We start from the raw sequence: 12,945 nt of genomic DNA, 5'->3' as shown, positions 1-12,945 counted from the left end.
GAGCCCCCTTAAAGTCCGCCCCAGGACCGGCGAGCGAACCGGAGGAACTCGTGCCCGTGCCCCCACCCGATTTGGCCGCGTTGCCTTCCCTCGTCGCGAAACTGGCCGGGCGCGCCGGTGAGCACGACCGCGACGCGACGTTCCCGCACGAGGGCGTCGCCCTGGTGCACGAGGCCGGCCTGCTGACGACGACCGTGCACCCGCGCCACGGCGGCCCCGGCGCCGGAGTTCTCGACACCGCGCGGCTGCTGGCGGAGCTGGGCCGCGGCGACCCGTCGGTGGCCCTGGTGACCGCGATGACGTTGTTCGTCCACGCGGGGGAGGCCGCGGATCCGACGTGGCCGGAAGACCTCTACCGCGAAGCGCTCGCCGAACCCGGTCCGGTCTTGATCAACGCGTTGCGCGTGGAGCCCGAGCTGGGCTCGCCGACCCGCGGCGGCCTGCCCGCGACGATCGCCCGCCGGACCGCGGACGGCTGGCGCCTCTCCGGCCGCAAGATCTACTCGACCGGCTCGGAAGGCTTGCGCTGGATGGTGGTGTGGGCCCGGACCGACGAGCCGTCCCCGCGCGTCGGCGGTTTCCTCGTGCGCAGCGGCAGCCCGGGCATCGCGATCGAGCCGACGTGGGACCACCTGGGTCTCCGAGCCAGCGCGAGCCACGACGTCGTCTTCACCGACGTACCCGTCCCGGCCGAGGCGACCACCGGACTGTCCACACCGGACACCACCCGCCGGCCCGCCGCTTTGGCGTTCCAGCTCGCGCTCCCGGCCCTCTACCTCGGCGTGGCCCGCAACGCACTGGACTGGCTCACGGGATTCCTGCGCGACCGCATCCCGAGCGGCTTGGGCAAGCCCCTGTCGACGTTGCCGAGGTTCCAGACCGGCGTCGGCGAGATCGCCGCACGCATCACGGGCGCGCAGGAGATCCTGTTCGGCCTCGCCCGCCGCATCGACGAGGGCGACCCTGAAGCACCGGCGAACGCAGGGGTGGCGAAGGTGCTCGCCACCCGCGCGCTGATCGAGGCGGTCGAGCAAGCTGCCGCCCTGGCCGGGAATCCCGGCCTGACACGGGCGAACCCGCTGCAGCGCCACTACCGCGACGTCCTGTGCAGCCGCGTCCACACCCCCCAGGACGACGCGGTGCTCACCGCACTGGGTCGGTCCACCTTGGACTGACGACGGTGGCGTCCCAGGCCGCGGGTGGTTGACGCCGGCGCGGTAGGACTCGACAAGAGCGCGCCGGCCGCGGCGGGTATCACCACGGGCGAAACTCGATGGCTGTGGCCAGTGCCGTCGACCTACCATCTCAACGAGCCCGCCCAAGGCACATCTACCCGGTAACGGTGCGTCCTGCCCGTCGCATGGTGGGGGTGGCAGCCCGTTCGAGCCGGGCCGGGTCCGGGGGACTCACGCCTCGACGGGAGGTGTCGGAGTTCCCGCCTCAATGCGTTCAGCGGCCCGTGCGGATGTCTGGAGCTGCCCCGCGGCGACCTCGTAGACGATGCCCAGTCCGTGCTCGTCGTCCCAGTCCTCGCCGATCTCGGCAAAGCCGTACTGCGACGCCAGCTCGTAGGAAGCCAGGTTGGCAGGGCGGATGGTGACCCGGACGCTGCGCACGCGCGGCTCGTCGGCGGCCCGCCGCAGCAGGGCTTCCAGCGCCGCACGGGCGTAGCCGCGGCGCCGGTGGACCGGTTCGACGGCGTAGCCGATCTCGACCGTTCCCGACGGGCCGGGAGGCCCGTGGTAGCCGGCCCGGCCCACGGCCAGCTGCCGCTGCTGGTCCCAGATGACGCCGGTGACCCAGGCCGCGCTGGCCGGGTCTTCGGCCACCTGGCTGCTGCGCTCCTGCCACACCCCGCGCCAGTCCGGGCCGGCGAAGTAGGCGGAGACGGGCACCGGGCTGACCGCATTCGCCGCCGCCAGGTCGCCGCGGGCGAGGGCGTTGAACACCGGGCCGGTGAGGTGCACGATCCTTACCTGAGGCTTCGGGTGATCGGTCATGAGGCCACTGTTGCAGACTGGCGGCGCGGCTTCTCCGGATCGGCGAATGACCAAAGAATTCGAACTCTACGATCGGGTGCGGCTCGTGACGGATCGGTTCGCCGGCGAGGGAGCCCTCGGCGGCTCGATCGGCTACGTGATCGAGAAGTACGACGGCGAGGCCTGGGAGATCGAGGTGTCGGATCCTCGGACCGGCGAGACGGTGGCCCGATTCGTCGCCGGGGCGGCGGATCTGGAGCGAGCAGACCCCGGGTGATCCGAGCGGTTGACCGGCGTCCGGCGGACCCGGACGCCGATCAGTCCACATCAGACCCTCGCGCCGCCGAACCAGCGCCGGGCCGCCCGCTCGAACGAGCCGCGATCGGGCACGCCCTCACCCGCCCAAGCGACCACCCCGTCGGGGCGGACCAGGACCGCGCCGAAGCCGAGGTCGTCCTCCGCGATACCCGCGGCGTACCGCAGCTCGCTTTCCCAAGCCGCCGCGGAACTGCGCAAGTCATGGTCGGCGCTGAAGTCGAGGACGACACCCCGGCCGTCGCGCATGAGGTCGGCGAGGCTCGTGCCGTCGTCCAGCCGGAAGTCCGGGGCGACGCGGCCGGCCAGCGGGTGGTCGTCGCCGAGGTCGTGGCGGGCCGACATGCCGGAAAGCTTCTCGAACACGTAGGTCGTCCCGGTCCGGGTCCGGAGCAGGTCGCGCAGCACGCTCTGGACGGCCTGGGCGTGCGGATCCGGCCGCATCGACGCCACCTGGGCCCGCGTCCAGTCGAGCGCCCAAGCCCCGATCGGGTGGCGCTCGCGGGTGTAGGTGTCGAGCAGCCCGTCCGGCGCGTGGCCGCGCAGGTTCGCCGCGAGCTTCCAGCCCAGGTTGACCGCGTCGCCGATGCCGGTGTTGAGCCCCTGCCCGCCGAGGGGCGACACGATGTGCGCGGCGTCGCCCGCGAGCAGGACGCGGCCCCGCCGGTAGGTCGTCGCCTGCATCGCGCGGTCGGTGTAGCTCGACGCGAGGTGGACCTCGGTCACCGTCACGTCGGTGCCGGAGACGCGGCGCAGCACTTCCTGGAGGTGTTCGCGGGTGACTTCCCGCGAGCGGTCGAACGCGCCGCCGTCGAAGTCCATCACGCCGATGTGCCCGTCCGCGGGCATCCGGAGGTACAGGCCGCGCGGGGTCGGGGTGAACCCCGGCTTCAGCTTTTCGATGTCGGGGATGGTCGCGAGTGCGACGTACCCGGTGAACTGCGGCTCGGTGCCGGTGAACTCGAAGCCCGCGAGCCGGCGCACCGCGCTCCGCCCGCCGTCGCAGCCGACGGCCCAGCGCGCCGGGTACTCCCGCGCGCCGGCGCGCACGACGACGCCGTCGTCGTGCTGGGTGAGGCCGTCCACGGCGACCCCGCGGCGGATCTCGACCCCGAGCTTGGCCGCCCGCTCGGACAGCACCGCCTCGAGCGTGTCGAGACTGGTCATGACGGCGTCCGGCACCGGGCCGGGCAGCCGGAACGGCAGGGCGGCGACGTCGATGCCGGCCCCGTCGAGCGCGATCCCGGCGAAGTGCCCCGCGAAGCGCGGCCGAGCCGGGTCGTCGTCTTCGGCGGCGCCGAACGCGGGGCCGGCCTCGGCCAGCAGCGGCTCCAGCAGCCCGCGCCGGTCGAACGCCGCGAGCGAAGCGGCGAACAGGCCGCGCCGCCCCAGCGGGGCCGTCCGCCACGGGGCGCCGGGCTCGGGCTCCCGCTCGAGAACCAGGACCGAGCAGCCCGCGAGGCCCAGTTCGCAGGCCAGGAACAGCCCGACCGGCCCGGCGCCCACGATCACCACGTCATGCATGAGAAATCCCCTTCCGCAGCCGGATCTCGGCGACCGGTTCAGGCTGCGGCAGGCCGCGCACACGGCGCTGGCACGGGGATGTCAGGCGCGCACAGCCGCGCACACGCCGCCGTGGTTCACTTCGTCATGAACTCGTCCGTCCGCAACGCCCGGCCGACGATCCGCACGTCACCGATCCACCCGTGGAACACGTTGTCCAGCGCGCCGCCGTATTCGTGGCCGCCCAGGAGCCAGGTCAGCCCCAGTGAAGCGATTCCGACCGAGTCGGTGAACGGGTTGTCCGCCACCGGGGAACTCTCGACGTACACCTTCGTGCGGTGGCCGTCGTTGACCACCGCGATGTGCCACCACTGGTCTTCGGCCAAGCCGTGGCTCCAGTTGGTCGTCGGGTAGGTCTGGCTCAGCGGGTAGCAGTTGAACTGGACCTCACGGCCGTTGTTCGTGGTCATGAGCTGGGCCACCGGCTCCTTCGGGTCGGTGTTCTTGCCGTGCTTGCCCGCGTCCCCGGACGCGCCGCGGCGGACCAGGACCGGCATGTTGCCGTTGGTGCCGCCGTCCCAGTCGCGCGGGATCTTCACGAACGTCTCGATCGTGTAGCCGCGCTGGAACGTCTCGGTGTTCAGCGGCGCGCCGGGGCCCGTCGTCAGGTACGCACCGTGCAGCGGGCTTTTGCCGCCCGCGAAGCGGAGGCTGGCGTGGCCCGGCTGGTCGGGGTGGTGGTCGTCGGTCCAGGTGAGGGCGTCCGGGGCGGTGCCGGCCACGGACTGCAGCGTCAGGTCGTTGCCGCGGCCCGACAGGTCGCGCACCCGCTGGGTGCCGGTGACCGGGCTGCCGTTCGCGCCGACGCCGTCGAAGCGCCAGTACGCCAGCGTGCCCGGCACGAGCACCTTGCCCGCCGGGCGCGCCGGGCGGACCGGAACCGGGATGAAGCCGGCGAAGCGCTGCTCGAAGTCGAACGGCATCGAAAACCGGTCGACGGCCGTGGTGAGCCGCGCTTCCAGCACCTCCATGCGGTTGCGCTTCGCGGGGTCCTTCTCGAGGATCCACGGCGAAACCGTCTCGACGTCGATCGTGTTCCGGTCCAGGTCGAAGTGGTACAGCCGCAGCATGCCGCCGCCGCTCATGTAGCGGTTCTGGTAGTTCGCGATGTGCAGGTGCACGTCGTGGCCGGCGGCGTTCTTCTTCGTCATGCGGCCGGAAGGCCAGTAGTGCCCGTTGAGCGTGAGGAAGATCTGGTCGTTGTCCTTGACCAGCGAGTCCCACACGGTCTGCCCGTAGCCGCTGAACTCGGCGTTGTTCTCGGCGTCGCCCGATTCGTACGGGTAGACCTCGTCGCCGTAGGTCGGCGCGACGATCTCGTGGCAGGTGAGGATCACCGGCATCTCGGGGTGCTTCTCGATGACGTCGTTCGCCCACGCGAAGCCGGCCGCCGAGGTGCGCCAGTCCATCGCCAGCAGCAGCCACTCCCGCCCGGCGGCGCGGAAGACGTGCGCGGTGTTGTACCCGCTCGCGTCCGAACCGAGGAACGACTTCTGCCGCCGGAACCGCTGCGGGCCCATCGTCTGCAGGTACGGCGTGGTCCCGCGGGTGTCGTCACCGGACACGTCGTGGTTGCCGGCGAGCACGCTGTAGGCGACGCCGGCCGAGTCGGCGATTCTGAACGTCCTGTCCACGGCCTGGAACGACGTGACGTCCGCGTCCTGCGTCAGGTCGCCGAGGTGAGCCAGGAAGACGATGTTGGCGTCCGGTTTGCCGCTGCTGCCGATCACGTACCGCAGCGACGCTTCCTGCGGCTCCGGGTTGATGCTGTTCTGGCTGCCCCAGTACAGGTACTGGGTGTCCGGCATGACGGCGACGGTGAACTGGCGGCTCTCGCCGTCCGGGTTCCACCGGCCGCCGCCCCGGTTCGTGGTCTCCGCGGGGTCCGCTTCGGCCGGTGTGACGCCGAGCGCGCCCAGCGCCGTCGCGCCGACACCGGCCAGCCCCGCGTTGCGCAGGAAGGACCGTCGGTTGGGGCCCGCCTGGTTTTCGCGCATGATCGTCCTCATCAGGTTTCCGGGGAGATTTCTCGAGCGCCCCGGACGTTATGCGCGCGTGCTTGAGTCCGTGCGAACACCAGATGGCGTGCGCACGTCGACAATTCTTGTCCCGTCTACCGCCGGGATCTCAGGCGTCGGCGGCCGCGCCGCGCTCGGACGAGGCCGCTGCGAGGTGATCGATCAGGTCGTTGCTCCACGCGCCGATCGCCGCGATCTGCTCCGCCGACAGCCGATCGAGGGCGAGCCGGCGGATGGTGCGGGCGTGCCCGCGGATCGCGCGCTCGACGACCTCCTCGCCCGACGGCTTCAGCGCGATCCCGGTCCTGCGGCCGGCCGCGCCCGCTTCGCTCCGCTCGAGCAAGCCACGACGCTCCATCCGCGTCAGCTGGTGCGCGACGCGGCTCTTCTCCCAGCCGAGCGAGCCGGCCAGCTCGGTGACCCGCAGCCGTCCGCCGGGAACCGCTCGCAGTGTCACCAGGATGCTGAACTCGGCCTTGGAAATGCCGAAGTCGCGCTGGAGGACCCGGTCGACCTCGCCGGCCAGCAGGCGCTGAGCCCGCATCCACGCGTCCCAGAACGCCCATTCCTCCGTCGACAAGGACGCGGCATCGGCCATCCCGGCACCTTATCACCCAAGTTGACACTTCAACTCTTCTGTTAGAGTTGTCGCGTCAACTCTGGTTCGGTGGAAGGGGCAGCGCATGAGCTCAGCAGTCGTGGTCGTCGGAGGCGGGTATGCCGGCACCCTCGTCGCGAAGTCCTTGGACGGCGACGCCAAGGTCACCCTCATCGATCCCCGGGACGCGTTCGTCAACTTCTCGGCTTCGCTGCGGGCGGCGGCGCGGCCCGGCTGGGCGCACCACCCGTTCTTCGCCTACCGCACCCTGCTCGAACACGGCGACGTGCTCCGGGACACCGTGACGTCGGCCGATGCCACCGGCGTCACCCTGGCCACCGGTGGCCGCGTTGCCGCCGGCTACCTCGTCCTGGCGACCGGGTCGCGCCACTCCTACCCGGCGCACCCCCGGCACGCGAATACCAGCGCGGCCCAGGCCGTGGCGGATCTGCACGTCACGAACGCCCAGCTCGGGCGCGCCGGACGGGTGCTGATCCTGGGGGCGGGCCCGGTCGGGCTCGAGCTGGCGGGCGAGATCCGCGAGGTGTGGCCGGACAAGCGCATCACCGTCGTCGATCCGTCGTCCGAGCTCCTTCCCGGTTTCCTCCCCGAGGTGCGCGAGGAGCTCCGGCGCCAGCTCGAGGAGCTGGAGGTGGAGCTGCGTCTCGGCACGTCCCTGACCACCCTGCCGCCCGTCGAACCCGCGACGGAGTCGACCTTCACGGTGCGGACGGACACCGGCGAGCCGATCACCGCCGACATCTGGTTCCGCAGCTTCGGCGCGCGGGTCAACACCGGCTACCTGGCGGACGGTGCGCTCGTGGAGCTCACCGAGCGTCGCACGGTTCCGGTCGACGACCACCTGAACGTGGCCGGCCACCGGAACGTCTACGCGCTCGGCGACATCGCCGACCTGCCCGACGCCAAGATGGCCACCCACGCGCAGACGCAGGCGCCGGTCGTCGTCGAGAACATCCGGGCCCAGCTGCGGGGTGAGCAGCCCGGAGCCGTGTACGAGCCGGGCTCGGTTCCGCGGATCTTCCTGCCGTTGGGCACCCGAGCCGGCGTGGGTCAGCTCCCCGGGCCCGAAGGCGGCGCCATCGCGGCCCCGCTGGAAACCGTCATCCAGCGCAAGGGAGCCGACCTGTTCACCGCCCGGTTCGCGGAACGGTTCGCCCCGGCTGCCCCGGGCCCGGCGAGTGCGCAGCTTCGCCTCAGCTCGACCGGCCGGCCGCCACGATCGCGTGGGTGACCGCGGTGATCGCGGGCGTGGTGGGGCCGGGCAGGCGGGCCACCAGCACCCGGCGAACCTCGGGCGGGGCGCCCTCGACACGCAATGCGGTCACGCCCGGGGGCAGGACCGGCACCAGGCCTTCCGGGATCGTGGTGAGACCGAACCCGCCGGCGACCAGGTGCAGTTTCGTCAACCAGTCCCGCGTGCCGTGCACGACACGTGCTCGCCCCGGCAGGCCCGGCCACACCCCGAGCAGCGGCTCGGAGCTCGAGGACGGCGCGGCGATCCAGGGAGCGTCGACGAGCTCGTCGAGGTGCGCGGCCGTGCGCCCGGCGAACGAGCCGCTCGCCGAGGCCGCCACGAGGAGTTCGGCGTCCTGGACGGTGGTGACGTGCAAGCGCGGGGTCTCCCCGTCGGGGGAGCGGTGCGGCGGGCGGGACGTCAGGACGGCGAGGTCGAGTGAGCCGGTGCGCAGCGCCCGGGCCAAGCCGGGCGTCGTGCCTTCGCGGGTGGTGATCTTGGCCCACGGCGCGGTGGCGCCGAGCCGCGCGAGCGTGGCCGGCAGGATCACGGGTCCCGCGCTCAGGAACATCCCCAGCCGTACGTGTTCGGTCCGCGGACCGTCGCCGGAGAGGTCGCGGCCGGCCGCGTCGACCGACGCCAGAATCGTCCGGGCGTGGCGCAGCAGGGTGAGCCCGGGCCGGGTGAGCCGTACTCCGTCGGGCCGGCGCTCGAACAGCGCGACTCCCGCGCTGCGTTCGAGGGCGACCGCTTGGCGGGACACGGCCGACTGCGTGTAGCCCAGCTGCGCGGCCGCCGCGGTGAAGCTGCCGGACTCGGCGATCTGACACAGCACCCGCAGGTTCGCGCTCGACACGTCCATGCCTGCTACGCATATCAGAAATGCTTGATCTTCGCTTCCCGCATGGTTGTTCCGCTTCTACCGTGGGCGGGAGACCGCATCACGAAAGGCTTTCCATGCGTGCAGCGACATTGACCGCGTTCGGCGCCCCGCTCACAGTCCACGAGGTACCCGATCCCGAAGCCGGCGGCGGCGAGGTACTGGTCGAGGTTCTCGCGACCGGCGTGCTGCCCTACACGGCCGAGGTGTTCAGCGGCGAACGGCGCTACCCGCTCGAACCACCGGTCGTGCCGGGTCCGGGTGGGATCGGCCGGGTGGCGCACGTGGGCCCCGACTCGACCCGGCTGCGCGTCGGCGACCTGGTCTGGTGCGACCCGACGGTGCGCGCCCGCGACGACGCCCGCACCCCCGACATCACGCTGCAGGGCTGGAGCTCCCGCGGCGAGGGCGGCGCCCGGCTGTCCCGCCACCTGCACGACGGGTCGTTCGCCGAGCTCATGCGGCTGCCCACCGAGAACGCCCACCGCCTGCCCGCGGAAGCGGCGGCCGACCCGGCGCGGTGGTCCGCGCTGGGGGTGCACACCATTCCCTACGGCGGACTCCTGGCCGGCCGGCTGGAGGCGGGGGAGACGCTGCTGGTCAGCGGCGCGACGGGCAACCTCGGCAGCAGCGCGGTGGTGGTCGCGCTCGCCATGGGAGCCGCGCGGGTGGTCGCCGCCGGACGCAACCGGGCGGTGCTCGCCCGGCTCGCCGACCGGTTCGGGCCCCGGGTGAGCACGGTCGAACTCACCGGCGACGAAGAAGCCGACCACCGCGCGATGATCGCCGCCGCCGACGGCCCGATCGACGTCGTGCTCGACCTGCTGCCGCCCCACGCGCCGAGCTCGGCGACCCGCGCGGCGGCCATGACCGTCCGCGAGTACGGGCGGGTGGTGCTGATGGGTGGCGTCGGCATGCTCGGCGGCGCCGACCTCGCCCTCCCGTACCCGTGGATCATGCGCAACTCGGTGACCGTGCGCGGCCAATGGATGTATCCGCGCACGGCGAACACCGGGATGATCCGCCTGATCGCCTCGGGCGCCCTCGACCTCGCCCCGGAGCAGGTCACCCGGTTCACCCTCGACGAGGTCAACGACGCGATCGCCCACGCCGCCGTCCACAGTGGACCGTTCGACCGCACCGTGCTCACGCCGGCGGCGTGACTCACGACGCGCGAACAGGGCGGCAACGAGCGACGATTCCGGGCGGCGTCCCTGGCTGAACGAGTCGGGACAAGCGGTTGCCCGCCCGGTCCGCGGCCGTCGCCCGCCACTCCAGCCCTGATGTGCCCGTCCCGGCCGGCGTCATCGCCCCCGGCGCACGGCCCGGAGTCGTACGGCGGCCGGGGCGCAAGACCTCATCGAAGCGATCAGCCGCGCCGCCGAGGTCGTCCGCAAATCGCCGGGTTTTCTCGGTTCGGCTCTCTACGAGGCGATGGCGCTCCTTCCTCCCTCATGCCGGTGTTCCCGGGGGCTGGGGGAAGGTGATGCGCATCAGCCGGCTCTCGGCCCAGTTTTCGAGCCGGGTGGGCCGCGGGCAGGTCCGCACGAATCCCGTTCTTGAGGTGGAAAGTGAAGTCGGGGTGGGCAAGCAGGTTCGCGTGCCAGCCGGTCGCCGCACCGCCGGCGCCGCTGCACAGGTAAGTGCTGCCCGCGGCTCGGTAGAAGAAGATCTCGATGCGGCGTGGCCGGCCGGTGCGGCCGGGGTGATCTCGATGGCTCGCCGGATGGGGCCGGGCAGGTGCGGCAACGTGCTCATGCGGCCTGAAGCGCGGGCCCGAGGAGGAGTCCGCCGTCGATGACGTACTCCGAGCCTGTGACGAACGACGCCTCCGACGAGGCGAGGAACAGCAGCAACCGCGTCACCTCGGCCGGCTCCCCGAGCCGGGGGACGGCGAACGGCTCCGGCGAATAGAACTCCGCGATCGCCGCCGTGGCGCCGGCTGCCGGTTCGTGGATGAACGGCGTCGAGATCACGCCGGGATGGATGGTGTTCACCCGGATCCGGTCGCGGCCGAGTTCGAGCGCCGCCGTCCGGGTCAGGCCTCGCACGGCCCACTTGCCGGCGACGTACGGCGCGTAGTGCGCGGTGCCACCCAGCGCCATGGTCGAGGCGATGTTGACGATGGCTCCTCCTCCCGCGCGGCGCAGCGCGGGAGCGGCGACCTTGACGCCGAGGAACGTCCCGGTGAGGTTGAGGTCCAGGATGCGTGACCACGTCGCCAGATCCGTGTGCTCGATGGTGGCGGGCGGGTTCTGCACGCCCGCGTTGTTGACGAGCACGTCCAAGCCGCCGAAAGCGCTTTCAGTGGCCGACACCGCGGCGGACCACGAGCTCTCGTCGGTGACGTCGAGGCGGGTGAAGCGAGCGCGAGCCCCCAGCTCGCCCGCGAGAGCGGCGCCGCGGTGTGCGTCGAGACTGCCGATCACGACGTTCGCTCCCTCCGCGTGGAAGGCGCGCACGTGGCTCGAGCCCTGGCCGCCGGTCCCGCCGGTCACGAGCACGGTCTGGTTGTCGAAGCGGGGCATGGGATGGTCCTTCGGTAGGTGGTGAGCCGGTCGACTCACCATGCCCTCGACATTAGGGCGGCGGCGGTGGCGAGTCAAGCCACTCACCTCGTATGCTCGGTCCATGAGCAAGGTCGTGACGCCGTACCACCAGCGCGTCGCCCAGGAGAAGCGCGCGCTGATCGTGACGGCCGCGACCGCACTGTTCCTCGAGCTGGGCTACGACCGGACGTCGCTGGCGCGGATCGCCGAGCGCTCGGGCGTTTCGCGGGCCACCCTGTTCAAGCAGTTCCCGACCAAAGCCGCCCTGTTCGACGCCATCGTGACCGAGTCCTGGTCGACCGCCGACGAGGAAACCCCGCCGCCGGCGGGCAACGTCGTCGACGGGCTCACCACCATCGGCCGCCGTTACGCCGAGCTGCTCGGCCGGGCCCGGATGACCGACCTGTTCCGCATCGTCATCGCCGAGCTGCCGCGGTTCCCCGAGCTGGCCCATGCGCAGTTCTCGCAGGGGAAGATGCCCTACTTCGAGTCCGTGCGCGGCTACCTGCTGGCCGAGCACGAGGCGGGAACGGTGCGGATCGAGGACGTCGACCTGGCCGCCACCCAGTTCCTGGGCATGATCTCCAACTACGTCTTCTGGCCGGCACTCCTGGTGCCGGGCTGGGAGGTGAGCGCCGAACGCGTCGCGCAGGTGGTCGACGAGGCCGTCCGTACCACCGCCGCCCGGTACGCCACGACTGGGTAAGGCCCTCGACGACTGAATCGCCGGTCAGTGGCGGATGACGACCTTGCCGAAGTGCGTTCCCGTTGCGAAGTAGGTGAACGCGTCGGGTGCTTCGGCGAACGGGAACACGCGGTCGACGACCGGCCGCAGCCGGTGCCGGCTGATGACCCGGTTCATCCGCTCGAAATCACTGCGGCTGCCGACGGTGACGGTGCGCAGCGTCGCGCCGCGGTTCAGGAACTGAGTCAGGTCCATGCCGTCGCCGTCCGCGAGGTTGCCGACGAGCGAAATCCGGCCGCCTTGGGCGAGGGCGGTGATCGATTGGGCGATCGTTCCGGCTCCGCCGATCTCCACGACGAGATCGGCGCCGTGGCCGCCGGTCAGCTGGCGGACCCGCGCACCCCATTCGGGAGTGCCGGCGTAGTCGATGACGTCGGAGGCGCCGAGGGCGCGCAGGCGTTGCGCCTTCCCGGCGCTGGAGGTGGTGACCAGCACTCGTGCGCCGGCCACGCGGGCGAACTGCAGCGCGAAGATCGACACCCCGCCGGATCCTTGCAGGAGCACGGTGTCGCCCGGGCCGACGCCGGACAACGCGGACCAGGCCGTGAGGGCGGCGCAGGGGAGCGTGGCCGCTTCCTCGAACGACAGGTGCTCGGGTACCGGGACCAGGCTCTGCTCGCCCACGGCGATGTATTCGGTCAGCCATCCGTCGAGCTGCACCCCGTAGAGCTCATCCCACCCGTCCAGGGAGCCGTAGAGCCAGCTGGGGTGGAAGCTGCTCGTCACGCGATCCCCGGCCCGGAACCGCGAGACCCCGGCGCCGACCGCCTCGACGATGCCGGCGCCGTCGGAGAGGGGTACGCGTCCGGGTGGCACCGGGCGCGAGTACCGGCCGCTGACGATCGGCAGGTCCCGGGCGTTGAGCGAGCTGGCCTTCACCCGCACCAGCACCTCACCCGCCGCCGGAGCGGGTACGGGACGGTTCTTCTCGATGACCGGCCGGCCGTCGGTCCGCACCTCGTACGTCCGCGCCACTGTTTCTTCCTCGCTGGTTTCCACGAGTCGACCGTAGGTCGCCCGGCTTGGACGCGCTGTATCATTTC

The 12,945-nt window shown here is 71.9% G+C and carries 12 protein-coding genes; 5 read left to right on the top strand and 7 right to left on the bottom strand.

What is annotated here, in order from left to right:
• The first annotated feature begins 56 nt into the window (after window positions 1–56).
• Window positions 57–1,175 carry an acyl-CoA dehydrogenase family protein gene (locus SD460_RS28440; RefSeq protein WP_290061544.1) on the top strand — a complete coding sequence of 373 codons (1,119 nt, stop codon included), beginning with the start codon at window positions 57–59 and terminating at the stop codon, window positions 1,173–1,175.
• 231 nt (window positions 1,176–1,406) lie between these two features.
• Here the strand turns inward: SD460_RS28440 and SD460_RS28435 are convergent, their stop codons facing one another.
• Window positions 1,407–2,000, bottom strand: a complete 594-nt coding sequence (locus SD460_RS28435) for a GNAT family N-acetyltransferase (RefSeq protein ID WP_290061546.1) — start codon at window positions 1,998–2,000, stop codon at window positions 1,407–1,409.
• An 85-nt stretch (window positions 2,001–2,085) separates the two neighbouring features.
• Here SD460_RS28435 and SD460_RS28430 point away from each other — a divergent pair, with 85 nt between their 5' ends.
• Window positions 2,086–2,256 (top strand): hypothetical protein, encoded by a 171-nt coding sequence (locus SD460_RS28430; RefSeq protein ID WP_318306971.1) that lies wholly within the window; start codon window positions 2,086–2,088, stop codon window positions 2,254–2,256.
• 50 nt (window positions 2,257–2,306) lie between these two features.
• Here the strand turns inward: SD460_RS28430 and SD460_RS28425 are convergent, their stop codons facing one another.
• From SD460_RS28425 to SD460_RS28415, 3 genes are all read right to left on the bottom strand, one after another.
• Window positions 2,307–3,818 (bottom strand): FAD-dependent oxidoreductase, encoded by a 1,512-nt coding sequence (locus SD460_RS28425; protein WP_318306970.1) that lies wholly within the window; start codon window positions 3,816–3,818, stop codon window positions 2,307–2,309.
• A gap of 116 nt (window positions 3,819–3,934) precedes the next feature.
• Complete coding sequence (locus SD460_RS28420) at window positions 3,935–5,866, bottom strand: LamG-like jellyroll fold domain-containing protein (RefSeq protein ID WP_290056479.1); 1,932 nt, start codon at window positions 5,864–5,866, stop codon at window positions 3,935–3,937.
• Between the two features lie 118 nt (window positions 5,867–5,984).
• Window positions 5,985–6,473 carry a MarR family winged helix-turn-helix transcriptional regulator gene (locus SD460_RS28415; RefSeq protein WP_290056480.1) on the bottom strand — a complete coding sequence of 163 codons (489 nt, stop codon included), beginning with the start codon at window positions 6,471–6,473 and terminating at the stop codon, window positions 5,985–5,987.
• Window positions 6,474–6,558: 85 nt separating this feature from the next.
• Between SD460_RS28415 and SD460_RS28410 the strand changes: the two genes are divergently transcribed.
• Window positions 6,559–7,725 (top strand): NAD(P)/FAD-dependent oxidoreductase, encoded by a 1,167-nt coding sequence (locus SD460_RS28410; RefSeq protein WP_290056481.1) that lies wholly within the window; start codon window positions 6,559–6,561, stop codon window positions 7,723–7,725.
• Here SD460_RS28410 and SD460_RS28405 read toward each other — a convergent pair.
• Window positions 7,688–8,590, bottom strand: a complete 903-nt coding sequence (locus SD460_RS28405; protein ID WP_318306969.1) for a LysR family transcriptional regulator — start codon at window positions 8,588–8,590, stop codon at window positions 7,688–7,690. The two genes, SD460_RS28410 and SD460_RS28405, sit on opposite strands and share 38 nt — an antisense overlap.
• Before the next feature lie 95 nt (window positions 8,591–8,685).
• Between SD460_RS28405 and SD460_RS28400 the strand changes: the two genes are divergently transcribed.
• Complete coding sequence (locus SD460_RS28400; protein WP_290056483.1) at window positions 8,686–9,771, top strand: alcohol dehydrogenase catalytic domain-containing protein; 1,086 nt, start codon at window positions 8,686–8,688, stop codon at window positions 9,769–9,771.
• Window positions 9,772–10,362: 591 nt separating this feature from the next.
• On the opposite strand, the gene SD460_RS28395 is transcribed toward SD460_RS28400, so the two are convergent.
• A complete protein-coding gene (locus SD460_RS28395) occupies window positions 10,363–11,136 on the bottom strand; it encodes an SDR family oxidoreductase (protein WP_290056484.1) in 774 nt (257 codons plus the stop codon).
• A gap of 103 nt (window positions 11,137–11,239) precedes the next feature.
• Between SD460_RS28395 and SD460_RS28390 the strand changes: the two genes are divergently transcribed.
• Window positions 11,240–11,863, top strand: coding sequence for a TetR/AcrR family transcriptional regulator (locus tag SD460_RS28390; RefSeq protein WP_290056485.1), 624 nt, complete (start codon window positions 11,240–11,242; stop codon window positions 11,861–11,863).
• Window positions 11,864–11,887: 24 nt separating this feature from the next.
• Here the strand turns inward: SD460_RS28390 and SD460_RS28385 are convergent, their stop codons facing one another.
• Window positions 11,888–12,901: a zinc-dependent alcohol dehydrogenase family protein gene (locus tag SD460_RS28385; protein WP_290056486.1), complete on the bottom strand. Its 1,014-nt coding sequence runs from the start codon at window positions 12,899–12,901 to the stop codon at window positions 11,888–11,890.
• Between the last annotated feature and the right edge of the window lie 44 nt (window positions 12,902–12,945).

This window comes from Amycolatopsis solani (genome assembly GCF_033441515.1).
Classification (GTDB): domain Bacteria; phylum Actinomycetota; class Actinomycetes; order Mycobacteriales; family Pseudonocardiaceae; genus Amycolatopsis; species Amycolatopsis solani.
The sequence above is the reverse complement of the archived record's forward strand: the minus strand, read 5'-3'. Positions and strand labels throughout refer to the sequence as shown.

What these genes read in the sequence shown, in the direction of transcription:
- SD460_RS28435 (WP_290061546.1), bottom strand. Translation starts at nt 2,000, where the DNA reads ATGACCGATCACCCGAAGCCTCAGGTAAGGATCGTGCACCTCACCGGC.
- SD460_RS28425 (WP_318306970.1), bottom strand. Translation starts at nt 3,818, where the DNA reads ATGCATGACGTGGTGATCGTGGGCGCCGGGCCGGTCGGGCTGTTCCTG.
- SD460_RS28420 (WP_290056479.1), bottom strand. Translation starts at nt 5,866, where the DNA reads ATGAGGACGATCATGCGCGAAAACCAGGCGGGCCCCAACCGACGGTCC.
- SD460_RS28415 (WP_290056480.1), bottom strand. Translation starts at nt 6,473, where the DNA reads ATGGCCGATGCCGCGTCCTTGTCGACGGAGGAATGGGCGTTCTGGGAC.
- SD460_RS28410 (WP_290056481.1), top strand. Translation starts at nt 6,559, where the DNA reads ATGAGCTCAGCAGTCGTGGTCGTCGGAGGCGGGTATGCCGGCACCCTC.
- SD460_RS28405 (WP_318306969.1), bottom strand. Translation starts at nt 8,590, where the DNA reads ATGGACGTGTCGAGCGCGAACCTGCGGGTGCTGTGTCAGATCGCCGAG.
- SD460_RS28400 (WP_290056483.1), top strand. Translation starts at nt 8,686, where the DNA reads ATGCGTGCAGCGACATTGACCGCGTTCGGCGCCCCGCTCACAGTCCAC.
- SD460_RS28395 (WP_290056484.1), bottom strand. Translation starts at nt 11,136, where the DNA reads ATGCCCCGCTTCGACAACCAGACCGTGCTCGTGACCGGCGGGACCGGC.
- SD460_RS28390 (WP_290056485.1), top strand. Translation starts at nt 11,240, where the DNA reads ATGAGCAAGGTCGTGACGCCGTACCACCAGCGCGTCGCCCAGGAGAAG.